Source organism: Rubrimonas sp., from assembly GCF_036788415.1.
Lineage (GTDB): Bacteria > Pseudomonadota > Alphaproteobacteria > Rhodobacterales > Rhodobacteraceae > Rubrimonas.
On sequence record NZ_DAIQNN010000010.1, the window covers coordinates 29,239 to 53,990 of the forward strand.

The 24,752-nt window shown below is 73.3% G+C and carries 24 protein-coding genes; 17 read left to right on the forward strand and 7 right to left on the reverse strand.

Going from position 1 to position 24,752, the window contains the following annotated elements; all coding sequences use genetic code 11:
- The first annotated feature begins 25 nt into the window (after positions 1-25).
- From V7Q31_RS04570 to V7Q31_RS04595, 6 genes are all read left to right on the forward strand, one after another.
- On the forward strand, positions 26-481 hold the full coding sequence (locus V7Q31_RS04570; protein ID WP_333832495.1) for a c-type cytochrome: 456 nt from the start codon (positions 26-28) through the stop codon (positions 479-481).
- A gap of 86 nt (positions 482-567) precedes the next feature.
- Complete coding sequence (gene cbiM, locus V7Q31_RS04575) at positions 568-1,209, forward strand: cobalt transporter CbiM (protein WP_333832496.1); 642 nt, start codon at positions 568-570, stop codon at positions 1,207-1,209.
- Positions 1,206-1,787 (forward strand): cobalamin biosynthesis protein CbiL, encoded by a 582-nt coding sequence (locus V7Q31_RS04580; protein WP_333832497.1) that lies wholly within the window; start codon positions 1,206-1,208, stop codon positions 1,785-1,787. The genes cbiM and V7Q31_RS04580 overlap by 4 nt, the downstream gene beginning before the upstream one ends.
- On the forward strand, positions 1,784-2,515 hold the full coding sequence (cbiQ, locus tag V7Q31_RS04585; RefSeq protein ID WP_333832498.1) for a cobalt ECF transporter T component CbiQ: 732 nt from the start codon (positions 1,784-1,786) through the stop codon (positions 2,513-2,515). The genes V7Q31_RS04580 and cbiQ overlap by 4 nt, the downstream gene beginning before the upstream one ends.
- Positions 2,512-3,207: an energy-coupling factor ABC transporter ATP-binding protein gene (locus V7Q31_RS04590; protein WP_333832499.1), complete on the forward strand. Its 696-nt coding sequence runs from the start codon at positions 2,512-2,514 to the stop codon at positions 3,205-3,207. The genes cbiQ and V7Q31_RS04590 overlap by 4 nt, the downstream gene beginning before the upstream one ends.
- Before the next feature lie 57 nt (positions 3,208-3,264).
- Positions 3,265-4,194, forward strand: coding sequence for a hypothetical protein (locus tag V7Q31_RS04595; RefSeq protein WP_333832500.1), 930 nt, complete (start codon positions 3,265-3,267; stop codon positions 4,192-4,194).
- Here the strand turns inward: V7Q31_RS04595 and V7Q31_RS04600 are convergent.
- Complete coding sequence (locus V7Q31_RS04600; RefSeq protein WP_333832501.1) at positions 4,161-5,435, reverse strand: multidrug effflux MFS transporter; 1,275 nt, start codon at positions 5,433-5,435, stop codon at positions 4,161-4,163. The two genes, V7Q31_RS04595 and V7Q31_RS04600, sit on opposite strands and share 34 nt — an antisense overlap.
- Positions 5,436-5,678: 243 nt before the next feature.
- Here V7Q31_RS04600 and V7Q31_RS04605 point away from each other — a divergent pair, with 243 nt between their 5' ends.
- Together V7Q31_RS04605 and cueR are read left to right on the forward strand one after the other, a co-directional pair.
- Entirely contained in the window at positions 5,679-8,072 is a 2,394-nt protein-coding gene (locus tag V7Q31_RS04605; protein WP_333832502.1) for a heavy metal translocating P-type ATPase, read from the forward strand.
- Entirely contained in the window at positions 8,069-8,467 is a 399-nt protein-coding gene (cueR, locus tag V7Q31_RS04610) for a Cu(I)-responsive transcriptional regulator (RefSeq protein ID WP_333832503.1), read from the forward strand. Before V7Q31_RS04605 ends, cueR begins: the two co-directional genes overlap by 4 nt.
- On the opposite strand, the gene V7Q31_RS04615 is transcribed toward cueR, so the two are convergent.
- From V7Q31_RS04615 to V7Q31_RS04625, 3 genes are all read right to left on the reverse strand, one after another.
- Positions 8,461-9,615, reverse strand: coding sequence for a primosomal protein N' (replication factor Y) - superfamily II helicase (locus V7Q31_RS04615; protein WP_333832504.1), 1,155 nt, complete (start codon positions 9,613-9,615; stop codon positions 8,461-8,463). The two genes, cueR and V7Q31_RS04615, sit on opposite strands and share 7 nt — an antisense overlap.
- A gap of 7 nt (positions 9,616-9,622) precedes the next feature.
- Entirely contained in the window at positions 9,623-10,738 is a 1,116-nt protein-coding gene (locus V7Q31_RS04620) for an SPFH domain-containing protein (protein WP_333832505.1), read from the reverse strand.
- 73 nt (positions 10,739-10,811) lie between these two features.
- A complete protein-coding gene (locus tag V7Q31_RS04625; RefSeq protein ID WP_333832506.1) occupies positions 10,812-11,489 on the reverse strand; it encodes a TetR/AcrR family transcriptional regulator in 678 nt (225 codons plus the stop codon).
- A 264-nt stretch (positions 11,490-11,753) separates the two neighbouring features.
- On the opposite strand from V7Q31_RS04625, the gene V7Q31_RS04630 reads away from it, so the two are divergent.
- The 8 genes from V7Q31_RS04630 (at position 11,754) to V7Q31_RS04665 (ending at position 19,205) form a co-directional block, all read left to right on the forward strand.
- Positions 11,754-12,590 carry an ABC transporter ATP-binding protein gene (locus V7Q31_RS04630; protein ID WP_333832507.1) on the forward strand — a complete coding sequence of 279 codons (837 nt, stop codon included), beginning with the start codon at positions 11,754-11,756 and terminating at the stop codon, positions 12,588-12,590.
- 14 nt (positions 12,591-12,604) lie between these two features.
- Positions 12,605-13,852, forward strand: a complete 1,248-nt coding sequence (locus V7Q31_RS04635) for an ABC transporter substrate-binding protein (RefSeq protein WP_333832508.1) — start codon at positions 12,605-12,607, stop codon at positions 13,850-13,852.
- Positions 13,849-14,682, forward strand: coding sequence for an ABC transporter permease (locus tag V7Q31_RS04640; RefSeq protein WP_333832509.1), 834 nt, complete (start codon positions 13,849-13,851; stop codon positions 14,680-14,682). Before V7Q31_RS04635 ends, V7Q31_RS04640 begins: the two co-directional genes overlap by 4 nt.
- A 28-nt stretch (positions 14,683-14,710) precedes the next feature.
- Positions 14,711-15,247: an OsmC family protein gene (locus V7Q31_RS04645; protein WP_333832510.1), complete on the forward strand. Its 537-nt coding sequence runs from the start codon at positions 14,711-14,713 to the stop codon at positions 15,245-15,247.
- Between the two features lie 68 nt (positions 15,248-15,315).
- Complete coding sequence (locus V7Q31_RS04650) at positions 15,316-16,443, forward strand: acyl-CoA dehydrogenase family protein (protein ID WP_333832511.1); 1,128 nt, start codon at positions 15,316-15,318, stop codon at positions 16,441-16,443.
- A 62-nt stretch (positions 16,444-16,505) separates the two neighbouring features.
- Complete coding sequence (locus V7Q31_RS04655; protein ID WP_333832512.1) at positions 16,506-17,354, forward strand: sulfurtransferase; 849 nt, start codon at positions 16,506-16,508, stop codon at positions 17,352-17,354.
- Between the two features lie 18 nt (positions 17,355-17,372).
- The gene (locus V7Q31_RS04660) at positions 17,373-17,972 is read left to right on the forward strand and encodes a 2-hydroxychromene-2-carboxylate isomerase (protein ID WP_333832513.1); all 600 of its coding nucleotides are present in this window, start codon (positions 17,373-17,375) and stop codon (positions 17,970-17,972) included.
- A gap of 18 nt (positions 17,973-17,990) precedes the next feature.
- Positions 17,991-19,205, forward strand: a complete 1,215-nt coding sequence (locus tag V7Q31_RS04665; protein WP_333832514.1) for an NAD(P)/FAD-dependent oxidoreductase — start codon at positions 17,991-17,993, stop codon at positions 19,203-19,205.
- 16 nt (positions 19,206-19,221) lie between these two features.
- Here the strand turns inward: V7Q31_RS04665 and V7Q31_RS04670 are convergent, their stop codons facing one another.
- On the reverse strand, positions 19,222-20,901 hold the full coding sequence (locus V7Q31_RS04670) for a DEAD/DEAH box helicase (protein ID WP_333832515.1): 1,680 nt from the start codon (positions 20,899-20,901) through the stop codon (positions 19,222-19,224).
- Positions 20,902-21,034: 133 nt separating this feature from the next.
- Here V7Q31_RS04670 and V7Q31_RS04675 point away from each other — a divergent pair, with 133 nt between their 5' ends.
- Positions 21,035-22,711, forward strand: a complete 1,677-nt coding sequence (locus V7Q31_RS04675; protein WP_333832516.1) for a hypothetical protein — start codon at positions 21,035-21,037, stop codon at positions 22,709-22,711.
- A gap of 11 nt (positions 22,712-22,722) precedes the next feature.
- On the opposite strand, the gene lpxB is transcribed toward V7Q31_RS04675, so the two are convergent.
- Together lpxB and V7Q31_RS04685 are read right to left on the reverse strand one after the other, a co-directional pair.
- Positions 22,723-23,892, reverse strand: a complete 1,170-nt coding sequence (gene lpxB / locus V7Q31_RS04680) for a lipid-A-disaccharide synthase (RefSeq protein ID WP_333832517.1) — start codon at positions 23,890-23,892, stop codon at positions 22,723-22,725.
- On the reverse strand, positions 23,889-24,752 hold the full coding sequence (locus tag V7Q31_RS04685; protein WP_333832518.1) for an LpxI family protein: 864 nt from the start codon (positions 24,750-24,752) through the stop codon (positions 23,889-23,891). The genes lpxB and V7Q31_RS04685 overlap by 4 nt, the downstream gene beginning before the upstream one ends.

Genomic DNA, 24,752 nt, shown 5'->3' on the forward strand with positions numbered 1-24,752 from the left:
ACCCGCGGCCGAAAGGAGGCTCCCGATGCGCGTCGCGCTCGCCCTTGCGCTGATTGCGGCGCCCGTCTTCGCCGGTTTCGTCGTCGCCGGGCCGGTCGGCGACCGCGCGCCGGTCGCCTACACGGTGCGCGACGGCGTCGAAATCCCCGAGCCGCTGGCCCCGGCGGGCGACCCCGAGCGCGGCGCCGCTGTCGCCGCCGATCCCGAGCGGGGCGGATGCCTGACCTGTCACGCCGGGCCCGACGGGGAGGGGGGCTCGGACGCGCCCGACCTCGCCGGGATCGGCGCACGGGCGTCGGAAGGGCGGCTGCGGCTCGCGGTCGTCCATTACGGGGCGCTCGACCCCGACGTGACGGAGCACGCCTTCTACGAGGTGCGCGACCTCGGCGAGGCGGTCTCGGAGGACGCGGTCGGGACGACGGCGCTGACGGCGCAGGAGGTCGAAGACCTGGTCGCCTGGCTCGCCAGCCTGCGCGACTGAGCGTCCCGCCAGCGCGCCGCGCCTTGACAGGGGCGGGGCCGGGTATGACGATTGAGTCGTCTATTCACACGCAGCGGGGTCGCCGGATGGCGCATATCGTCGATGGCGTGCTGTCCGCGCCTGTGCTGATCGCCGGCGGCGCCGCGGCTGCGGCGGGGGTCGCGGCGGGGCTGCGCGGGCTCGACGACGCGCGCATCCTGCGCGCGGCGATCCTGTCGGCGGCGTTCTTCACCGCCTCGCTGATGATGATCCCGGTCGGCGCGACCAGCGTGCATCTGCTGCTCTCGACGCTGATGGGGCTGGCCGTCGGATGGGCGGTCTTTCCAGCGGTTCTGGTCGGGCTGACGCTGCAATTCATGCTGTTCGGGGTCGGCGGGCTGACGACGCTCGGGGTCAACACGCTCAATATCGCCCTGCCGGGGGCGCTGGCGGGGCTCGCTCTGCGCGGGCTGATGGGCGGGCTGACGGGCGGGGAGGGCGCGTCGGCGCCGGCGCGGGCGATGGCCGTTGCGGGGCTCGCGGCGGCCTGCGCGGTCGCGGCGACCACGGCGATGGTCGCCGGGGCGCTGGCGCTGTCGGCGCCCGGTTTCGCGGCGGCGGCCCCTTTCGTGGCGCTGGTCAACGTGCCGCTGATGGCGGTCGAGGCCGCCGTGACGGCCTTCGCCGTCGGCTTCCTGATGAAGGTGAAGCCGGAGCTGATCGCGCCCGAGACGGCGCTTCCCGCGTGACGCGCGGTCTGCGGCGTCTGGCGCTGGCCGGGGCGCTCGCGCTGCTCTGGGCGGCGCCGGCCGCCGCCCACAAGATCAAGGTCTTCGCTGTGGTCCAGGCCGGAGAGGTCGCGGGCTACGCCTTCTTCATCGGCGGAAGGCGCCCGGCGGCGGCCTTCGTGCGCGCGACGGGCCCGGACGGCGCGGCGCTGTTCGACGGACCCGCCGGGCCGGAGGGAGATTTCGCCTTTTCCGCGCCCGAGGGCGGGCCGGTCGAGATCGTGGTCGATGCGGGCGAGGGCCATGTCGCGCGGATGACGCTGGATGCGGATCGGTTCGCCGCGCTCGGCGCGCCCGAGGCGCGCGCGGCGGCGGAGCGCGCGCCCGTCGCCGATCCCGCGCCGGCGGGGCCGGACGCGGCCCGCATCGAGGCTGCGGTCGAGGCTGCGGTCGAGGCGGCTGTCGCGCGTCAGCTGCGCCCGCTGCTCAAGGCGCAGGCGGCGGCGGAGGCGCGCATCCGCTTCAACGACGTCGCCGGCGGCGTCGGGATGATCGTCGGCATGGCGGGCGTGGCGCTCTGGGCGCGGTCGCGGCGGTGACCGGGCGCGACCTTCTCGCCGGGCTCGATCCGCGGAGCCGGGTGCTGGGCGCGGCCGCCCTGATCGTCGGGCTCGCGGCGCTCGACGATCCGGTTGCGCTGGCGGCGGCGGTCGCCCTGGCGGCGGGGTTGGCGGTCGCGGCGGGCTGGGCGTGGCGCGATCTGGCGCGCCGGCTCGGCCATGTCGAGGCGATCGTCGCGGCGCTGCTCGTTGCGGTCCCTTTCGCGACGCCGGGGACGCCGGTTCTGGCGCTGGGGCCGCTGAGCGCGAGCGCGGAGGGCCTCGCGCTCGCGGGGATCCTGGCGCTGCGCATCGCCGCCTGCGCGCTGGCGGCGCTGGCGCTGCTCGGCGCGCTGGAGCCCGCAAGGCTTGGCCAGACGCTCGCGCGGCTCGGCGCGCCAGAGCGGCTCGCGCGGCTGTTCATGCTGACGGCGCGCTACGCGGGCCTTATCGGCGAGGAACTGGCGCGGATGCGCGCGGCGATGCGGCTGCGCGGCTTCGAGGGCGGGCTGTCGCGCCACGCTTTGCGCAGTTGGGGACATCTCGTCGGCATGGCGCTGGTGCGCGCCGCCGACCGCGCCGAGCGCGCCGAGGAGGCGATGCGGCTGCGGCTCTGGCGCGGCGCGCTGCCGATGGCGGGGCCGGCGGGGTTCGGCGCGGCGGATGCGGGCTTCGCGCTCGCGGTCGGCGCGGCGCTCGCGCTCATGCTGTGGAGCGCCGCAGGATGAGCGGCGCGGTCTTCGAGGTCGAGGGCCTGCGGCTTCGCCGGGGCGGGCTGCTGCTGCTCGACGGCGGCGCGCTGCGGCTGGGCCGGGGCGAGCGGGTCGCGCTGCTGGGTCCGAACGGGGCGGGCAAGTCGTCGCTGCTGCGCGCGCTCGTCGGGCTCGACCGGGCCGAGGCCGGGACGATCCGCGCCTTCGGCGCGCCGATGCGCGGCGAGGCCGATTTCCGCGAGGCGCGTCGCCGCGTCGGCGTGCTGTTGCAGGACCCCGACGACCAGCTCTTCTGCCCGACCGTGATCGAGGACGTGGCGTTCGGGCCGCTCAATCTCGGCATGACCGAGGCCGAGGCCTTCGCCCGGGCGCAGGACACCCTCGCCCGGCTCGCGCTCGACCATCTCGCCGAGCGCGTCACCCATCGCCTTTCGGGCGGCGAGAAGCGGCTCGCCGCACTGGCGGGCGTCCTCGCCATGCGCCCCGACGCGCTGCTGCTCGACGAGCCGACCAACGCGCTCGACGAGGAGAACCATGCGCGCATGCTCGACCTGCTCGATGGGCTCGACGCGGCGATGCTGATCGTCTCGCACGACCCGCGGGCGCTGGCCCGTCTGCCGCGCCGGGCGGTGCGGCTGCGCGACGGCGCGCTCGAGGAGGTCGCATCGCCGCTCGGGGAAATATCGGGCCGCGTCGCCGCCGCTTGACCCGGCCTCGCCCGCCGGGTCTGCTCGCGGCGGTTGCGGGACGGCGGGAGGGCGTGCGTGGTCGGCGGGCTGGAATGGCTGGGCGCGCGGGCGCGCTGGGCGCTGCTGCTGGGGTGTTGCGCGGCGCTCGCACTGCCGCAGATCGGCGCGATCCTGCGCCCGGCGCTCCCGGTTTTCGTCGCGCTGATCTACGCGCTCGCGATGCTGCGCATCGACTTGCCCGGCGTCGCCCGCCGCCTTATCGACCCGCGCCGCGCGCTCCTGACCTGGCCGCTCGCGCTGGCGATGACGGCGGGCTCGGCGGCGGCGTCGCTCTGGGTCGCGCGCGCGCTCGGGGCGGGGCCGGCGGTCGAGGCGGCGCTGGTTTTCGCCTTTCTCGCCCCGCCCATCGGCTCCTCGGCGGCGATGTGCCTGCTGCTGGGGCTGAACGCGGCGCTGGCGCTCGAGATGACGGTGCTGTGCAGCTTCGCCCTGCCATTCGTCGCGCCGCCCGTGGCGCAGGCGCTGCTCGGCGCGCAGCTCACCCTCTCGCCCTTCGATCTCGGCGCGCGGATGGCGGCGATGGTGTTCGGCGGCGTCGCGCTCGCGCTGGTCCTGCGGCGGCTGATCCCTCCCGGCTTCATCGCCCGGCGCGCGCGCGCCTTCGACGGGGCGGCGACGCTGTCGATGCTGGTCTTCGCCTTCCCGCTCTTCGACGGCGTGGCCGCGACGCTTGTCGCCGAGCCTGCGCTGGGGCTGGGCCTGCTGGCGCTGTCCTGCCTGATCCTGCTCGGGCCGCAGATCGCCGGGCTGGCGCTCGCGCGCGGGCCCGACGCCGGCGCGGCGGGGCTGGTCTGGGGGATGCGCTCGGTCGCGATCTTTCTCGCCGCGCTGCCGCCCGAGCCGCGCTTCTCGCTCTTCGTCGCGCTCTATCAGTTCCCGATGTACGGCACGCCGCTGCTGCTCGGCGCGCTCTACCGGCGCAGATCGGCCCGCAATTCGGGCTGAACAGGGGCGCGGAACAGGCGCCCCCGCTCGGTCGCGGCCAGCGTCGCGATGGTCGCCAGCCCGCACAGCGCGTAGCCCGTCGCCAGCGGCAGGATCGTCCCGTCATAGGCCCGCCCGATGACGAAACCCGCGCTCGCCCCGATCAGCGTCGTCGCGCCGCCGATGAAGGACGAGGCGATCCCGGCGACTTTCGCCTGCGGCTCCATCGCCAGCGCGTTGAAGTTCGAGAACACCATCCCAACCAGCGTCATCGCGCCGCCGAGCAGCGCCAGAAAAAGCCACAGCGGCGGGTGCCCGAGAAGGGCGAGCCCCGCCAGCGTCGCGCTGATCGCGGTGAAGGCGAGCACGGCTATGTGGCTGAGCGCGCGCATCCCGAAGCGGCCCACCAGCATCGCGTTCAGAAACGCCGAGAACGCCATGCAGAAGGCGATCGCTCCGAACACGACCGGAAACCAGGGGCCCAGCGCGTAAAGCTCGGCCAGGATTTGCTGGGCGGAGTTGATGAAGCCGAACAGCGCCCCGAAGAAGATCCCCGAGGCGAGCGCATAGCCGACCGTCTGGCGCTCCCGCAGCACCATCGCCGCACTTTCCGTCAGCGCGCGCGGGTCCAGAGGGCGGCGCCATTCCGGCGGCAGCGTCTCGGGCAGCCGGAGCGCCGCGACGGCGAGCACCGCGACGCCATAGACCGTCAGCGTCGCGAAGATCATGCGCCAGTCGCCGACCAGCAGCAGCGCCTGCCCCAGCGACGGCGCGACGATCGGGGCCGCCATGAAGGTCATCATCGCGAGCGATGTGACCTTGGCCATCCGCCGCCCCTCGTAGCAGTCGCGCACCAGCGCCGTCACGATCACCCGCGGCGCCGCCGCCCCCACGCCCTGCGCGGCGCGCGCGGCGAGCAGCGCCGCGAAATCGGCGGATGCGGCGGCGAACAGCGCCGCGCCGCAATAGACCAGGAGCCCGCCGATCAGCACGGGCCGCCGCCCGTAGCGGTCGCTCAGCGCGCCCATCGCGAACTGCCCCAGTCCGAACCCCAGCAGATATGCGGTGACCACCGCCTGCCGGTCGTTCTCCGCCGCCACCGCCATCGCCCTCCCGATGTCGGGCAGGGCGGGCAACATGATGTCCGTCGCCACGGCGTTGAGCGCCATCAGCGCCGCGACCAGCAGCACGAAGCCGGCGAAGCCGAGGGGCGCATGGCTGGCCAGTGGCCGCGCCGCGCCCGGATGCGGATCGAGATGCATGAAGCGCTCCGGAGGTTCCGGCCTTGGTATCCCGTCGCGCAGCGCCTTGAAAGATGGGCGCCGCCCCCGCCGCGGCGACATCTTCGCCCAAGGCCGCCTCGGGTCGAAGCCGATGCGGCCTGCTCCGACGTCAAGCTGCTAGGTCTGGCGGTTTCGCGCCCCTGCGCGAAGAGGCTTGACCTTCCAGTCGCTGGATACCCCATAGCGGTCGTCGGCGAGGCAAACGGACGAAGGGGGCGGCTCATGGCGCTCGATGCGGCGGCGACGCAGATGCGGAGCATCGCTCTGCCGATCGCCGGGATGACCTGCGCAGGCTGCGCCGGGCGCGTAGAACGCGCGCTCGCCGCAGCGCCCGGCGTGGTGGGCGCGGAGGTCAATCTGGCGCTCGAGACGGCGCAGCTGCGCGTCGCCCCGGACGGTCCGACGCCGGCGCGGCTGGCCGAGATCGTGCGCGAGGCGGGCTTCGGCGTCCGGCTCGCCGAGACGCGGCTGAAGATCGGCGGGATGACCTGCGCGGGCTGCGCGGGCCGGGTCGAGCGCGCGCTTGCGTCGCAGCCGGGCGTGATCTCGGCGGAGGTCAATCTCGCGCTCGAGACGGCGACGGTGCGGGCGGCGCCCGGCGCGTTCGACGCCGGCGCCCTCGAACGGGCGGTCGCCGCGACCGGCTTCTCCGCCGAGGCGATCCGCGACGAGGCCCCGCCAGCCGACGAGTTCGGCGCGCAGGCCCGGCGCGACATGCGGATGCTCGCGGTCGCCGCGGCGCTGACGGCGCCCTTCATGGTCCAGATGGCGGCCATGGCGACGGGCGCGCATTGGCACATGCCCGTGTGGCTCGAAGTCGCGCTGGCGGCGCCGGTGCAGTTCTGGGTCGGCGCGCGGTTCTACAGGGCCGCATGGTCGGCTCTGAAGGCGGGCGCGGGCAACATGGATCAGCTTGTCGCGCTCGGCTCTTCGGCGGCGTTCTTCTACTCGCTCTGGCTCGCGGCGACGCAAGGCGCGGCGGCGGGGGGCGCGCTCTATTTCGAGGCCTCGGCCTTCATCGTGACGCTGGTGCTCGCGGGCAAGACGCTGGAGGCCCGCGCCAAGCGCTCCGCCACGGAGGCGTTGCGGTCGCTGATGGCGCTGCGGCCCGAGAGCGCCACTGTCCTGCGCGCCGGAAAGGAGCTCGAAGTCGCGATCGCCGAGGTCGCGATCGGCGATGTCGTGATCGTGCGCCCCGGCGCGCGGCTGCCGGTGGACGGGCGCATCCTGCGCGGCGAGACCGAGCTCGACGAGAGCCTGATCACTGGCGAATCGATGCCGGTGCGGCGCGGCCCCGGCGAGGACGCGCCGGCGGGCGCGCTGAACGGCGGCGGGCTGATCCGGCTGCGCGCCGAACGGGTCGGGCGCGACAGCACGCTCGCGCGCATCGCGCGGATGGTCGCCGAGGCGCAGTCCGGAAAGGCGCCGATCCAGCGGCTGGTGGACCGGGTGGCGAGCGTGTTCGTGCCGGTCGTGCTCGGCGTGGCGGCGGCGACCTTCGCGGGCTGGACGCTGGCCGGCGCCGGCGCCGGCGCGGCGCTCGAAGCGGCGGTCGCGGTGCTGGTGGTCGCCTGCCCCTGCGCGCTGGGGCTCGCGACGCCGACGGCGCTCGTCGCGGGAACCGGGGCGGCGGCGCGGGCGGGCATCCTGATCCGCGACATCGAGGCGCTCGAACGCGCCGCGATGATCGACGCGGTTCTGTTCGACAAGACCGGGACGCTGACCATTGGCGCGCCGGAGCTGGTCGATCTGGCGGGCGACCCGGCGGCGCTGCGGCTCGCGGCGTCCGCGCAGCGGGGTTCGGAGCATCCGCTGGGACGCGCGACGGTCGCGGCGGCGCAGGCGCGGGGGCTCGATCTCGCCGAGCCCGAGGGCTTCCGGGCGACCCCGGGCGAGGGGGTCGAGGCGGTGGTGGAGGGCCGGCAGGTCCGCGTGGGCCGGCGGCGCTTCGTCGGCGGCGCGGCGGATGCGGCGCTGGAGGCGGCGGCGGCGCTGCTCGCCGAACAGGGTCTGACCGCGGTGTGGATCGGGGTCGACGGGCGCCCTGCGGCGGTCGCCGGCTTCGCCGACGCGCCGCGCCCGGATGCGGCGGCGGCCGTTGCGGCGCTCAAGGCGCGCGGGATCGACGTCCGCATGCTGACCGGCGACGCGCCGGAGACGGCTGCGCGCATCGCCGGGAAACTGGGTCTCGCGCAGGTCGAGGCCGGGCTCAGGCCCGAGGACAAGCTGCGGCTGCTGCGCGCCTTGCGCGCCGAAGGCAAGCGCGTCGCGATGATCGGCGACGGCGTCAACGACGCGCCGGCGCTGGCGGCGGCCGATGTCGGCGTCGCGATGAGCGGCGGCGCCGACGTCGCGCGCGAGGCGGCGGGGATCACCCTCATGCGCCCCCGCCCGAGCCTGGTTCCGGCGGCCTTCGACATCGCCGCCGCCACGGCGCGCAAGATCCGCCAGAACCTCGTCTGGGCCTTCGCCTACAACGTCGCGCTGATCCCGGCGGCGGCGCTGGGCCATCTGAGCCCGGCGCTGGCCGCGGCGGCGATGGCCTGCTCAAGCCTCAGCGTCGTCGGCAACGCGCTGCTGCTCAAGCGCTGGACGCCGGAGGGGGACTCGCGATGAACATCGGCGACGCGGCGGCGGCGAGCGGGCTGCCGGCCAAGACGATCCGCTATTACGAGGAGATCGGGCTGATCCGCCCGGCGCGCGCGGCCAATGGCTATCGCGATTTCGGTGAGGCGGAGCTGCGCAAGCTCTGCTTCGTGGGCCGCGCGCGGGACCTCGGCTTCAGCATCGAGGAATGCCGGGCGCTGCTGGGGCTCTACGAGGACCGCAGCCGCGCCTCGGCGGATGTGAAGCGGCTCGCGCGCGGGCATCTCGACGACATCGACCGCAAGATCGCGGAGCTTCAGGCGATGCGCGCGACGCTGTCGGACCTCGTCGCGCGCTGCCATGGCGACGACCGGCCCGACTGCCCGATCCTCGACGGCATCGCCTGCGGCGGGGCGGCTCAGTAGAGCTGCGGCCCGCCGCCTTGCGAGAACAGCCAGAACAGCGCGGCCGCGACCGCCGCAGCCGAAACGACCGCCAGCGCGATCTTCCAGACCGACCAGGGCCGGGCGCCGGAGACGCGCCCGGTGCGCCCGTTGACGAGGACGCGGTAGGGTTTCCCCCGCCAGCGATAGGCGCCGACCCAGACCGGCAGCAGCACATGCTTGAAGGTCACGTCCGAGATGCGGGTGTCGATCCGGTCGATGCGCTGCTGATCGCCGCCGATGTCGCGGCGCACGTCCTGCGCGATCTGCGCGTCCATCGTCCGGCGCGCCTCGACGAAGGCCGCGCGCAGATCGACCGTATAGGCCTCGGCGCGGAAGCCGGCGAGCCAGTCGGGCGCGTAGGGGGCGAGATGCGTGAGGTCCCAGGGCGCGAGGCGGTCGGCCTCGGCTTGCGAGAGGCTCGTGGAGCCGCGCGCGAGCACGTCGTCGAAGGCGCGCGCGACGCGCCCGCGCGCGGGGCGCCAACGGATTTCGGTCATGCTCTGCGTCTGGCCCTTGGGGCCGCGGCGGGTGCGGCGGACGGCGTCGCCGCGCTGGCCGGAATAGGCGGTCTCGGTGTGGGCGTCGAAGGTCCAGTGCGGCGCGTAAACCCCGCTCAGCGCGCCGCGGCGGGCGTAGCGCGACAGGCCCGAGGGGGCGAACCACAACCCCTGCAGCCATCGCGCGAGCGCCGCGCGTGCCTCCGCCTCGTCGATGGCGAAGGGCAGAAGGGCCTGCGGGCGGATGTGGCGGTCGGCGCGCGGCGGGGCGACCAGCGGGCTCGCGCAGAACGGGCAGGTCTTCGCCTGCTCGGCTGGGTCGAACTCGACATCGGCGCCGCAGCTGTCGCAATGGACGATCTGCGTCGCCTCCATGATCGCCGCGTCCGCGCCGGCGCGCAGCGCCGCCTCGAAATCCTGCTCGCGCAGCGCCGCTGAACGGTCGCCCGCCTCGGGGGTGGGGTTCTCGGCGCCGCAGAACGGACAGGTCAGGGTGAAGGTTCCGGGCCGGTAGCCCAGCGACGCGCCGCAGGAGCGGCAGGGAAAGCGCGCCACCTCGTCGGGCGGCTGCGCGGGCGCAGCCGAGGGCGCGGCGCGCGCGGCGCCCCAGGGGCCGATCTTCAGCGCCATGGCGGGATCAGGCGGCGGGCGGCGCGGGCGGCGGCGGCGGCGGGGCGACGGTGAAGAGGCGCGCGAGCTCGTCGATCTCGCCGGCCTGCGTCCAGCCGGGCGCGCCCGGCGTCCAGACCAGCGTCTCGCGGGTCAGCCCGCCTTCCACGGCCATGCGCCCGAGTTCGGCCTTGCCGAAAGGGCCGCGCGTCGCGCCGTTCTCGGCGATGTGCCAGACCCTTTCGGGCGGCGGGGGCGGCGGCGGAACATGGGCGGCGGGCGCGGGGGCGCGGCCCCACGGCCCCGCCATGCCGGCGCCCATCCCTGCGCCCATGCCCATCCCGATGGCTGCGCCCATCGCCGAGCCCGGCGCTTCGGCGGCGGCGCGCATCGCCTCGGCCTGCTGGAATCGCGCATACCGGTCGAGATCGCCCACCGCGCCCATCGCCGCGCGCTTGTCGATGGCCGCCTCCACCTCCTGCGGCATCGACATGTTCTCGATGAAGAGCGCCGGCGTCTGGATCCCGTAGGCGGCGAGCTCCGGCGCGATCCTCTGGCGCAGCAGATCGGCGAGCTGGTCGGCGTGGCCCGCGAGGTCGATGGCGGCGATCCCGGAATTGGCCAGCGCGTTGGAGAAGCGGCTGACGATCAGGCTGCGGATCTGGAACTCGATCTCGTCGGTGGTGAAGGCGCCGTCGGTGCCGACGATCTCGGTCAGGAACAGGCCGGGATCGACGATGCGCAATTCGTAGGTTCCGAAGGCGCGCACCCGCACGATGCCGAATTCCGGGTCGCGCAGGATGATGGGGTTCTTGGTGCCCCATTTGAGATTCTGGAACCGGCGCAGCGAGACGAAATAGACGTCCGACAGGAAGGGCGACTTGAAGCCGTGGTCCCAGTGCTGCAGCGTCGTCAGCACCGGCAGGTTGTTGGTCTCGAGCAGATAGAGCCCCGGCGGGAACACGTCGGCGAGCTGGCCTTCATGCACGAACACGGCGGCCTGCCCTTCGCGCACGGTGAGCTTCGCGCCGTACTTGATGGCGGCCCCGTGGCGTTCGAAGCGCGAGACGAGCGTGCGCCGGTCGTCCTCGGTCCAGTCGATGACGTCGATGAATTCGCCGGTGAGGCGGTCCCAGAGGCTCATCGGGCGCTCCGCTGCGCAGTTTCGATCGCGCCTCTCTTAGCACGGTCGGCGCCGCGCGCAGCAGCGAAAGCGCCTATTGCAGCGCAGAGGCGGGATCGCGGCGCGCGGCCTGATCGGCCCGGCGCGGAGCGGCGATGTCGAGCGCCAGCATCGCCTCTGCGGCGCGGCGGGCGTCCCCGGCGTAGCTGGGGTCGCGCGAGGCCTGGGCGGCGACGATGGCGCCGTCGATCAGCACGGTGAAGAGGCGGGCGACCCGCTCGGGGTCGGGGAGGCGGGCGAGCGTCGCCTGCGCGCGAATCCAGCCGAGGATGTGGGTTTTGTGGGCGGCGGCGATCTGGCGGATGCGCTCGTCCTCGCTGTTGAACTCGCCGATCGCGTTGATGAAGGGGCAGCCGTAGAAGGCGGGGTCGGCGAACCAGTCGCGCAGCACGTCGAACACGCCGAGGAGCCGCGCCTTCGCGTCGCCGGGAATGCGCGCGACCTCCGCGAAGAACCACGCCCGCCACGCCGCGCCCTCGGCCTCCAGCACCGCCTCGATCAGCTGATCCTTGGACGCGAAATGCTTGTAGAGGGTGGTCTTGGCCGCCCCGGCGCGCCGCGCGACGGCGTCCACGCCCGTCGCCGCGAAGCCCTCATGGCAGAACAGATAGGCGGCGGCGGCGAGGATGCGGTCGCGCGGCCTGTCGCTGTAGACCGCCGAGCAGATCACCACTGCGCCTTGCCGCGCTGCGTCATCCGGCGATTCGCCCATCAGCGCCCCCTGTCACTCCATACCCAAGTTCATACAGGTCGGTTTGATCGTTGCAAGGGAAATGAGCAGATGCGGAACGTCGCAAGCGGCTCCTTCACGCACATAACGATTATATAATAATCATCATTAAGACTATTTGCCGGTTATATAGCCATAAATTTTGCTTGAGACGAAAAACGAGTCGGAAAAATCGCATTAAGGTTTGACAGCGCGCCCGCCCTGCCGCCCCATGGCGCTACCGATCTGTATGATCGCACCCGCAGCATGAGCGAGGCGCTCCGCATGGCCCAGAAGCTTCCGACGATCCGGACGCCGGCGCAGCAGCCGCACCCGCACCGTCCCGGCGCGATGGCGGCGGGGGCGCATGTCCGCGTCGAGGGGCTCTCGCATCGCTACCGCCGCGGCGACCCCGACGCGCTGACCGGCATCGACCTCGAGATCCAGCCCGGAGAAGTCGCGGCCCTCGTCGGGCGGTCCGGCTGCGGGAAATCCACGCTCCTGCACCTGATCGCCGGACTCTCGAAGCCGACCAAAGGCGACATCTGGATCAACGGCGCGCATGTGCGGGGGCCTTCCCCGCGCTGGGTGATGATGTTCCAGGCGCCCTCGCTCTTTCCGTGGATGACCGTGGCGCAGAACGCGGCGCTCGGCCTGCGCTTCACCCGCCGCAGCCATCTGATCGCCGAGCGCGTGCCCAAGCTGCTGCGCATGGTCGAGCTCGACGCGCTGGCCGACCGCAACGCGCAGGATCTGTCGGGGGGCCAGCAGCAGCGCGTGGCGCTGGCGCGCAGTCTCGCCGCCGAGCCCGACCTGCTGCTGCTCGACGAGCCCTTCTCCGCGCTCGACGCCTTCACCCGCCGCGCGCTCCAGCGCGACGTGCGGCGGATCGCGGGCGAGCTGGGGCTCACCGTCATCCTCGTCACCCATGACATCGGCGAGGCGGTCGCGATGGCCGACCGCGCCTTCATCATGGAGCCGCATCCGGGCCGTATCGTCTGCGAGACGCCGCTGAGCCCGGGCGCCGCCCGCGAGGCCGACGACGCCGCCTTCCAGGCCGAGCGCGCCCGCCTCAACGCCCTCTACGAAGCCCACGCAGCCTGATGGAGCGCCCGCGCATGTCCACCGACCCCGATTTCGAGGCCCGCTGGGCCGCCGACGCCTACGCCGCCGACTATTCGCGCCGCCAGACGCTGAGCATGTTCGCCAAGGGCGGGCTGTTCGCGGGCCTGTCCGGCCTGCTCTCGGCGCTGCCGAAAATCTCCTACGCGCAGGAGGACGAGGTGGTGCGGCTCGGCTACCTGCCGATCACCGACGCCACCGCCCTGCTCGTCGCCCACGCCAAGGGCTTCTTCGGCGACGAGGGGCTCGAGGCCGAGAAGCCGACGCTGATCCGCGGCTGGTCGCCGCTGATCGAGGGGTTCGTGGCCAACAAGTTCAATGTGGTCCACTTCCTCAACCCGATCCCGATCTGGATGCGCTACAACACCAACTTCCCCGTGAAGGTGCTGGCCTGGGCGCACACCAACGGCTCGGGCCTCGTGGTCGGCGGGCACACCGGCATCACCGATTTCAGCCAGCTCGGCGGCAAGCAGGTGGCCGTGCCGTTCTGGTATTCGATGCACAACATCGTGCTGCAATACGCGCTGCGGCAGTCGGGCGTGAAGCCCGTCATCAAGGCGCAGGGCGAGCCGCTGGCGCCCGACGAGTGCAACCTCCAGGTCATGGCGCCGCCCGAGATGCCGCCCGCGCTCGCTGCGAAGAAGCTCGACGCCTACATCGTCGCCGAGCCGTTCAACGCGCTGGGCGAGCTGAAGGCCGGCGCGCGCATGCTCCGCTTCACCGGCGACATCTGGAAGAACCACCCCTGCTGCGTCGTCTCGATGCATGAGGCCGCCGTCGCCGAGCGGCCCGAGTGGACGCAGAAAGTCGTCAACGCCGTGGTGCGCGGCGCCATCTACGCCTCGATGAACAAGGCGGAAGTGGCCGAGCTGATCTCGGCGGACGGCGCCGGCTACCTCCCCGCCCCCGCTCCGGTCGTGCTGCGGGCTATGACGCATTACGATGACGCGGCCTACACGGACAGCGGCGCGATCCGCCATCAAGCGGAATGGGGCAATGGGCGCATCGACTTCCAGCCCTGGCCCTATCCGACTGCCGACGCGCTGACCGTGACGCAGATGCGCGAGACGGTGGTGGGCGGCGACGCGGCCTTCCTCGCCGATCTCGACCCCGCCTTCGTCGCCGAGGACCTGGTGGACCGCCGCTTCGTGAAGGCGGCCCTCGAAGCCAATCCCGACTGGCTGAAGGACCCCTCGGTGAACCCGGGCGATCCGTTCAACCGCGAGGAGGTCCTGTCGCTGTGACCGATGCGGCGCTCCCCCAGACCGCAGCCCGCGGCGGCGCGGCGCTTCCCCGCCTGCCGCAGGGCGCGCGCGGCGTGCTGAGCGCCGCGCTCGGGCTGGGCTTGCTCGGCGCGCTCTGGGCGCTCGGCGGCTGGGTGATCGCGTCCACGCCGTCGCTCGCCATCTTCTCCGACTTCGCGCCGGGGCCGACGCTGGAGCGGTTCTGGAAGATGGTCGTGAGCGGCGAAGCCTGGGCGATGGCGTGGCCGAGCCTCGAGCGGGTCGGCGGCGGGCTCGGGCTCGCCATCCTGATCGGAACGCCGATGGGCATCGTGATGGGCCGGTCCCGCTGGGTCCGCGAGATCGCGAACGCGCCGTTCCAGTTCCTGCGGATGATCTCGCCGCTCAGCTGGATGCCGATCGCGGTGATGGCCTTCGCGACCTGGGACGGCGCGATCGTCTTTCTCATTTTCGTCGCCACGGTCTGGCCGGTGATGTTCGCCACCGCCGCCGGCGTGCGCCGGATCGACCCCGCCTGGCTGAAAGTGGCGCGCAATCTCGGCGCGCGCCCACTCCACATGCTGACGACCGTGATCCTGCCCGCCGTGGCGCAGGACATCTTCACGGGCATCCGCCTCGCGCTCGGCGTCGCCTGGGTGGTGCTGGTGCCGGCGGAGTATCTCGGCGTCACCTCCGGCCTCGGCTACGCCATCAACGACGCGCGCGACACGCTCGACTACGCCCGCCTCGGCGCCACGGTGCTGGTGATCGGCGTCATCGGCTACGCGCTCGACCTCATCTGCCTTTTCGCGATCCGTCGCCTGTCATGGCTGCGCTCCGACGAAGGCTGACCCCCACCCAACCAGAGGAGGAAATCTCATGGGTGAACCTGCGACTGCTCTCACCGGGTGCCTCGCGCCCATCGACCGCACCGGGCTGGAGGCGCTCATCGTCAAGGGCAAGGAGAACCCGCAGGCGATCAAGACGCTGAAGTGCAAGACGGTCGCCGAAGGCCGCTTCCGCCACGCCAACTACATCCGCGACCTCGCCCCCTACATCGTGGACGAGCCGCCGGGGCTGCTGGGCGACGACACCGCGCCGAACCCGTCGGAGGCGTCGCTGGCCGCGCTCGGCTCCTGCATCTGCGTGGGTCTGCACGCCAATGCGGTGCATCAGGGCATCCTCGTGCGCTCGCTGGAGCTGGAGCTCGAGGGCGATCTGAACATCACCGCCGTCTGGGGCACGGGCGACCAGTCCGAGAAGCCGGTCGGCTTCACCGATGTGCGCATCAAGGTCCACATGGACGCCGACGCGCCCAAGGAGAAGATCGACGCGCTGATCGAGCACGTCGCCAAATGGTCGCCGGTGTTCAACACCTTCTCGCGCCCGGTGAACATGGAGATCGTGCCCGCCTGACGCGCGCTTCCGGGGCGCGCGCGCGGTGCGGGCGCCCCCATTCCACCTCAGCGACCGGACCTCTCGCCATGACTGTGCTCACCCCGATTGAATCCGCGCGCAGCGCCGCCTCTCCCGCCCGCGCGGCGGTGATGCAGGCGGTGAGCGGCGTCGCCCAGACCGAGCTTGCGCCGCTGGTGCGCGCCATCGACGCCGAAGGCCTCTATCCCGAGGGCGTGATGCGCGCGATGGGCGCCGCCGGCGCCTACCGCCACCACCTGCCGCGCCTGAACGAGACTTTCGACCTGCGCACCACCATCGACGCGATGAGCCGCGCGAGCGAGCTGTGCCTGTCCACCGGCTTCTGCATGTGGTGCCAGTCCGCGCTCGGCTGGTACATCTTCAACTCCGACAACGCCGAGCTGCACGAGACGCTGGGCGCCAAGATCGCCACAGGCGAAGTGCTGGGCGGCACAGGTCTCTCCAACCCGATGAAGACCCTGTTCGGCATCGAGAAGCTGAAGCTGTCGGCGACCCGCGTCGAAGGCGGCTACCGCGTGCGCGGCGCGCTGCCCTGGGTCTCCAACATCGGCCCCGAAGCGTGGTTCGCCGTGGTGTTCGAGCGCGAGGACGGCAAGCGCGTCATGGCCGTGCTGCACGGCTCGGGCGAGGGCGTGAAGCTGACCGCCAACGACCATTTCGTGGCGCTCGAAGGCACCCGCACCTATGGCGTGCAGTGCCGCGACGCCTGGGTGCCGGACGCCCATGTGCTCGCCGACCCGATCGACGACTACATCCCGAAAATCCGCGGCGGCTTCATCCTGCTGCAGGCCGGCATGGCCTTCGGCATGATCCAGGGCTGCATCGACCTGATGGAGCAGGTGAAGCCGCAGCTCGGCCATGTGAACAGGCACCTGCCCGACCAGCCCGAGGATTTCGCCGAACGCCTCGCCGCGATGAAGGCCGAAGTCTACGCGCTGTGCGAGACGCCGCACGACCTGTCGCGGGAGTATTTCCGCCGGGTCGTCTCGGCGCGGCTGATGGCGGGCGACGAGTCGGTCGCCGCCGCTCACAACGCGATGCTGCATTGCGGCGCGCGCGGCTACGTCACCGGCGGCGACGCCCAGCGCCGCCTGCGCGAGGCGTATTTCGTGGCGATCGTGACGCCCGCCACCAAGCAGCTGCGCAAGATGCTCGCCGATATGGACGCCGCCTGATCCTTCCCGCGCGAGGCGGCCGCCAGACGCCGCCCGCGCCCCTTCCAGCAGAGAGGACGAGAATGACCAAGGCCCTGATCTCGCCGCAGGAACTCGCGGCGATGGAGAATGTGGTGATCATCGACACGCGGTCGCCCGACGCCTACGCCGCCGGCCACATCCCCGGCGCCGTGAACCTGCACGACATCTTCACCTATCTCGCCACCTCCGACGCCGCCGGCGTCGCCGAGATGACGTCGCGCTTCGCCGAGGAGTTCGGCGCCGCGGGGCTCTCGGGCGCCGAGACCGCCGTGCTCTACGAGCAGTCGATGAACACCGGCTTCGGCCAGTCCTGCCGGGGCTATTTCCTGCTGAGCTTCCTCGGCTACGACAAGGCCTGCGTGCTGCATGGCGGGCTGGAGGCGTGGACCGCCGCCGGCATGGCGCTCAGCACCGAGACGCCCGCGCCGGCGCCAGCCGCCTTCCCGATGAGCGAGGCCGGCGCGCATCTGCTGCTGACCAAGGAGGACGTGCTGGCGGCGCTCGGCGATCCGTCCGTCGCGCTGCTCGACGTGCGCGACGTGGACGAGTGGATCGCCGACAGCTCCTCGCCCTACGGCAAGGATTTCTGCCCGCGCAAGGGGCGCATCCCCGGCGCGAAATGGGTCGAATGGTACCGGCTGATGAAGCCCTCCGCCGCCGGCCCGGTGATCAAGAGCGGCCCGGAAGTGCTGGCGGAGCTGGCCACAGTCGGGATCACGGCGGAGACGCCGGTCTATCTATACTGCTTCAAGGGGGCGCGCGCGTCCAACAGCTTCCTCGCGCTCAGGCAGGCTGGCGTTCGGGACGTGCGGATCTATTTCGGATCGTGGAACGAGTGGTCGCGCGATCCGTCCCTGCCCATCGAGGAAGGGCTGCCCTACGCGGCCTGACGCCAACGGAGAGGCCCGATGGGCGCGTCAATCGAGTATTTCTACGCGCCCATCTCGGGTTACGCCTATCTCGGCGAGCCCGGACTGCGCGAGATCGCCGCCAGACGAGGGGCCGCGATCCGCTACCGCCCCATGGACATCGCGCGCGTCTTCGCCGCGACCGACACGACCCCGCCGGCGCGGCAGTCGCCGGCGCGACTCAGCTACCGGCTCGAGGACATGGCGCGCCGGGCGAAGGCGCTCGGCATGCCGCTCACCCCGAAGCCCCGATTCTGGCCGGCCGACGGCGGGCGCGCCGCGCGGACGATCTGCGCCGCCGAATTGCGCGGCGAGGATCCCGGCCCGGTCTCCTTCGCGATCCTGCGCGCGATCTGGGCTGAGGAGCGCGACATCGCCGACCCCGACCACCTCGCCGAGGCGCTGCGCGCCGCCGGGCTCGACGCGGCGCTTGTCTCCGAGGCGGAAACTGCCGAAGCTCATGCTGCAGCCGCGTCCCACACCGAGGCCGCCATCGCCGCGCACGTGTTCGGTTCGCCGACATACGTGCTGGGCGGGGCGCGCTTCTGGGGGCAGGACAGGCAGGCCGATCTCGACGCCGCGCTCGCCGCGCGGCCCTAGCCGGAGGGACTACGCCCCATGGTCGACAGAATCGTTCTCGTCGGAGCCGGACAGGCCGCCGCGAGCCTCGCCGAGACGCTGCGCGCCAAGGGGCACAAGGGCGGGATCACGCTTGTCGGCGACGAGCCGGCGCCGCCTTATCAGCGCCCGCCCCTGTCCAAGAAATATCTGCTCGGCGAGATGGAGGCCGAGCGGCTCTGGCTGAAGCCCGGGAGCTTCTATGAGGAGCAGGGCGTCGAGTTGCGTCTCGGCGTCCGCGCCGCCGCCATCGACCGCGCCAGCCGCGAAGTGGTGCTCGAAGACGGAACGCGTCTGCGCTATGACCGCCTCGCGCTGACGATCGGCGCGCGCCCGCGCCGCCTTCCGCCCGAGATGGGCGGCGACCTCGGCGGCGTGCATGTCGTGCGCACGCTGGCCGATGTCGATGCGATGGCGACGGCCTTCCGGCCCGGCGCGCGTCTGGCCGTGATCGGCGGCGGCTATATCGGGCTGGAGGCGGCGTCGGTGGCGCGGTCGCGCGGGCTCGACGTGACGCTGATCGAGGCCGCGCTGCGCATTCTGGGCCGCGTCGCCTGCGCCGAGACCGCCGACTGGTTCCGCGCGCTGCACCAGTCGCACGGCGTGCGCTTCCGCGAGGGGGCCGTCGTCGAGGCGCTGGAGGGCGTCGGCGGGCGGCTGACCGGCGTGCGTCTGGCGGGCGGCGAAACTGTGAAGGCCGATTTCGCCGTGGTCGGCATCGGCGTCCAGCCCAATGTGGAGTTGGCCGAAGCCGCGCATCTGGGTCTTGTCAACGGGATCGCCGTGGACCTCGCCTGCCGGACCTCCGACCCGTTGATCTTCGCGGCGGGCGACGTGGCGAGCTTTCCGTGGCGGGGCCGGCGCATTCGGCTCGAATCGGTGCAGAACGCCATCGATCAGGCGAAGGTGGCGGCGGCGTCCATGCTCGGCGAGCCGATCCGTTACGAGCCGACGCCGTGGTTCTGGTCCGACCAGTACGACGTCAAGCTCCAGATCGCAGGTCTCAACCTCGGCTATGAGACGGTGATCACGCGTCCCGGCGCGCGCGAGGGGACATGCTCGCACTGGTATTTCGCCCAAGGCCGGCTGGTGGCCGTCGACGCGATGAACGACGCCCGCGCCTACATGAGCGCCAAGCGCTGGATCGAGGCGGGGCGCTCGCCCGAGCCCGCCGCCCTCACCGATCCCGCCGCTGATCTGAAGGCGCTCGCCTGACGGCGCGGCGCCGGCGTCAGCGCTGCGGGCGTCGCAGGGGCTTTCCGGGGCCGCCCTTTCCCTGACCGCGATGCGGTTTCGCAGGGGGGCGCGGCGCCGCGTCGGGCGGGCCGTCGGCGAGCGACACTGACACGCCCCCCTCGAGCAGCCGCTCAGGCCCGATGGCTTCGAGGAAGCGCTCGGCGGCCTCCTCGGCGATCTCGACATGGGTGAGGGTCTGGTCGAGCCGAATCGCGCCGATGTCGCGCCGGGTCAGCCCCCCGGCGGCGCAGAGCATCGGCAACAGCCAGCGCGGCTCGGCGCGCTGCCGGCGCCCGACCGACAGGGTGAACCACACGCTCGGGCCGAACGCCTCGCGCGGCGGGCGCACGGCCTCGGGGCCGGAGACGTCGATCAGCTCCTCCGGCGCCGAGAGCCCGCCGCGCACCCGGCGCAGGAACGCCGCCGCCACCGCCTCGGGGCCATGGCGGGTCAGCAGCGCGCGCGCCATCTCGGCCTCCGCCTCGTCGTCGGGCGCGCGCAAGGCGGGGTCCTCGAAGGCGCGGACGTCGTCGCGCGCCATGATCTCGGCTGCGGACGGGGCCGGCCCCCACTCCGCGGCGATGCTCGCAGAGGCGAGCAATCCTTCGGCGCGGCGGCGCGCGCGATGCGGGACCATCAGCGCGCACAGCCCCTTGCGCCCGGCGCGCCCGGTCCGCCCGCTGCGATGGAGCAGCGTGTCGCGATTGGTCGGCAGATCGGCCTGCACCACGAGGTCGAGCCCCGGCAGGTCGATGCCGCGCGCCGCGACGTCGGTCGCGACGCAGACGCGCATCCGCCCGTCGCGCATCGCCTGCAGCGCATGGGTGCGCTCGGACTGGCTGAGCGCGCCCGACAAGGCGACCACGGCGAGGCCGCGATTGGTCAGCCGCGCCGCCATATGCGCCACCCCCTCGCGCGTGTTGCAGAACACGATGGCCGAGGCGGGGTCGTGGAAGCGCAGCAGGTTGAACACCGCGTTCTCGCGGTCGGTCTGGGCGATCAGGCAGGCGCGATAGGCGATGTCGGCGTGCTGCTCGCGCTCCACCTCCACCGCGATGCGCAGCGCGTCGCGCTGAAAGCGGGCGGCGAGGGCGGCGATGGCCCGCGGCACCGTCGCGGAGAACATCAGCGTGCGCCGCTCGGGCGGGGCCGCGTCGAGGATGAATTCGAGGTCCTCGCGGAAGCCGAGGTCGAGCATCTCGTCGGCCTCGTCGAGCACGACGCCGCGCAAGCCCGTCATGTCGAGCGCGCCGCGCTCGATGTGGTCGCGCAGCCTCCCCGGCGTGCCGACGACGAGATGCGCGCCGCGCTCCAGCGCCCGGCGCTCGGCGCGCGGGTCCATGCCGCCGACGCAGGCGGCCACGATCCCCTCCGCCCGCGCGTAGAGCCAGGCGCATTCGCGTTGGACCTGAAGCGCCAGCTCCCGCGTCGGGGCCACGATCAGGCCGAGCGGCGCTTCCGCGCGCCCGAAGCGGTCGGCGCCGCCGAGCAGTGTCGGCGCGAGCGCGAGCCCGAAGGCGACCGTCTTGCCCGAGCCTGTGCGTGCGGAGACCAGCGCGTCGCGCCCGTCCGCCTCCGGGGCCAGCACCGCGAGCTGCACGGGCGTCAGCGCGTCGTAGCCCCGCGCGGCGAGCGCCTGCGCCAGCGGCTGCGGGATCGCGGTTTCGATGTCCATGGTCTCGCGCGGCCTCCCGGCGTCCCGACGCCAGCATCGCGCCGCCGCGACGCCTAGACGATTTCGCCCGCCCTGTCATCGGCGCGCGGGCCGGGTCATACTGCGCCGCCTGCGCCCAGCGAGACGGTACGCGATGATCGAGCATTTCGAGCCCCTGAGCCCCGCCGAGCGCGCGGTGATCGCCGACGTCGCCTCCGGCGCGATGACGCGGCTCGGCGCCGCCCCGCCCGAGCCGGACGCGCGCGAGCGCGTCGTGCGCGCGGAACTGCTGCGTCTCCTGCTGCTCGGCGGACCCGGCGTTCCGCGCATGCACGAGAAGGGGATGCGGATCAGCGGCGCGCTGATCGAAGGGCCCCTGGATCTGGAGGGCTGCCGGCTCGGCTGGGACCTCCACCTCGCAGACTGCCGCTTCGACAGCGCGCTGGTGCTGCGCTCGGCGGCGCTCGGCTCGCTGCTCCTCGACGGCTCGCAGGCCCCCGGGCTCTGGGCGAGCGGGCTGGAGACGCGGGGCCACGCCCATCTGCGCGCCGTCGCCGTCGACGGCCCGGTGGACGTCTCCGGCGCGAGGATCGGCGGCGCGCTGACGGCGGACGGCGCGCGGATCGAGCGTCCCGGCGGCGTCGCGCTCTTCGCCGAAGGGATCGAGGCGCGCGGCGGCATGCTGCTGCGCGGCGCCGAGATCCGCGGAACGGTGGCGCTGCCGGGAGCCCGGATCGGCGCCGATCTCGACCTGACCGGCGCGCGGATCGAGGCGGCCAGGGACGACGCGCTGCGCGCCCAGAGCGTCAAGGTCGATCTCGATCTGATCCTGCGCCGCGCTTCGCTGACCGGGCGATGCGCGCTGACCGGCGCGCATGTCGGCGGCGACGCCGATTTCGAGGGCTGCGCGATCTCCGCGCCCGGCGACGACGCGCTCTCGCTCAACCGCGCGCGGGTGGACGGCATGCTGATCCTGCGCGGCGAGGCGCGGATCGAGGGCCTGCTGAACCTCAACGCAACCAGCGTCGAGGCGCTGGTCGACGCGCCCGACAGCTGGCCCGGACCCGGCGACCTCGCGATCAACCGCTTCCTATACAACGCCTTTCTCAACGGGCCGACCGACGCCCCGCGCCGTCTCGACTGGCTGGAGCGCCAGAGCCCGGAGCGCTGGGGCGAGGATTTCCAGCCGCAGCCCTACGAGCAGGCGGCGGCCGTCCTCGCCGCCACCGGCCATGGCGAGGACGCGCAGTCGGTGATGGTCGCGAAGGAGCGGCTGCAACGCAGAGCCCGGCGAAGGCGGGCGTCGCCATGGGCGTGGCGGGCGTTCCTGTGGTTTTCCGACGGGCTCCTGCGGATCACGCTGAGCTATGGGCGGCGGCCGCTCAGGGCCTTCCTGTGGCTGGCCATGTTCTGGGGGATCGGCGTCGCGATGTTCAGCGCGGCGGAATTTGCGGGCGCGCTGCGCCCGGCGCCGGTCGTGGCGCAGCGCTCGCCCGAATGGGTGCTGTGCGGCGCGACGGCGGCGGAGCGCGTGGAGTTGCCGTCGCTCGGGCTCGCGCGGGCGGGGATCGCGGCGCCGGGACAGACGCAGCTCGACTGCTATCTCGGCCAGCCGGAGGCGGCGAGCTTCCAGCAGTTCAACGCGTGGATGTATTCGCTCGACGTGATCCTGCCGGCGGCGGAGACCGGCCAGCTCGACGCCTGGGCGCCCGACCAGCGCCACCCGCTGGGCGCGCTGGCGCAGGCCTCGGCCTATGCGCTGACGGTGATCGGCTGGGCGCTGAGCCTGCTCGCGGTCGCGGGTTTCTCGGGAATCGTGCGGGCGCGCTGAGGCGAGGCCCGTCAGCCGCGCAGCGCGCCGAGCGCCGAGCGCGCCGCGCGCAGCGCCGGATCGGGGCCGCCGGCGCCCACCGCCGCCATCGCCTCGACGCAGGCCGCGAGCTGGCGCGCGCGCGCCGGGCCGGGGTCCATCAGGGCGTCGAGAGCGTCGGCGACCGCCTCGGGGCGGAAGCGCTCCTGCAGGAATTCGGGGATCGCGTCGCGCCCGGCGAGCAGATTCACCAGATTGGCCGTCTTCACCTTGATCAGATGGCGCACGATCAGCGCGGTGAGCGGGTTGATGCGATAGGCCGAGACCATCGGCGCGCCCATCGCCGCAAGCTCGAGCGTCACCGTGCCGGAGGCCGCCAGCGCCGCATCCGCCGCGGCGAAGGCGGCCCATTTCCGCGCGCCCGCCTCCTGCGCGTCGAACAGGATCGGCGCGGGGCGCCAGTCGGCGGTCAGCGCCCGCGCCGCCTGCGCCGCCGCGCCGAATGTGGGCAGGAGCACGCGCAGCCCGGGCCGGCGCGCCGCCAGCGCCGCGACGGCGGCGCCGAAGGGGGCCGCGTGGCGGCGGACTTCGCCGACGCGGCTGCCTGGCAGGGCCAGCAGCAGCGGCGCCTCGGGCGCGACGCCGAGTTCGGCCCGCAGCGCCGAGATCTCCTCGGGCGCAGGTCTGGACAGCGCCGCCACCGGATGGCCCACGAAGTCGCAGCTCATGCCGTGCGGCGTGAACCAGGGCGGCTCGAAGGGCAGGAGGGCCATCAGGTGATCGACATGCGCCGCCATCTTCCGCGCGCGCCCGGGCCGCCAAGCCCAGACTGAGGGCGCGACATAGTGGATGGTGCGAACGCCCGGATCGGCCGCGCGGACCTTGCGCGCCACGCGCAACCCGAAGGAGGGGCTGTCGATGGTGATCAGCGCGTCCGGGCGCGCCGCGACGCAGGCCGCGGCGGTCTGCGCGATCCGCCGCAAGAGGCGCGGCAGGCGCGGCAGAACCTCGACGAGCCCCATCACCGCGAGGTCGTCCTGCGCGAACAGGCTGCGCAGGCCCTCCGCCTCCATCAGCGGTCCGCCGACGCCCGCGAACCGGACCTCGCCGCCGGTCTCGGCGACCAGCGCGCGCATCAGCGCCGCGCCGAGCGCGTCGCCTGAAGGTTCGCCCGCGACGAGGAACAGCAGCGGCGCCGTCACGCGCCCGCATCCGCCGCCGGCGGCGTCCAGCCATGCAGGAACAGCCCGAGCCGGTCCGCCTCGGCGCGCGTCTCCTCGAGGCCCAGCACCAGCACGCCGCCCGCTTGCGCCGCCACGCCCGCGAGCCCCGCGGCGGCGGCGGCGCGCAGCGTGTCCGGGCCGATGGCCGGCAGGTCCACGCGCCAGTCCTGCCCGGGTTTCGGCGCCTTGTAGAGGACGCCGGACGGCGCCCCCCCTCCGGCGCGCAGACGTTCAGGTCGGCGGGCGACGAAGTCGAGCAGCGCGTCGGTCCCCTGCAGGGTCTCCAGTCCGACGCACAGGCCCCGGTCCACCACCGCCGCCTGTCCGACATCCGCGGCCCCGATCAGCGCGACGAGTTCTGCGGCGCGCGCGATGTCGGCGCGGTCGGCCGCGGAAGGCGCGCGCGCGGCCATGTCCCCGGCGGGCGCGAGCAGCCCGCCCAGCAGCGCATGCGCGCCCACCATCTCGAACCCCTCCGCTTCGACGACGCGGGTCAGCCCCGCCAGCAGCGCGTCGTCGCCCTTGCCCAGCAGCGGCAGCACAGTCGCCGCCAGCCGCGCCGCCGTGCGGTCGAAGCGCAGCGGGTTGAGGCGGGGCCGGGTCATACCGCCCGCGAACACGACGCGCGAGGCGCCCATCTCCCGCAGCGCGCGGAACATCGCGCCGATCTTCTCGAACCGGGTCACGAGATGGGGATGTGCGTCGAGCCAGTCAGGCGCGGCGCCCTCGAACCCGACCACCAGATAGGGCGCGCCGTCCTTGGCGAGCGCCTCCGCGATCAGGCGCGGCAAGACGCCGGCCCCGGCGATCAGCCCGACGCCGCCCGCCCCCGACGCCAT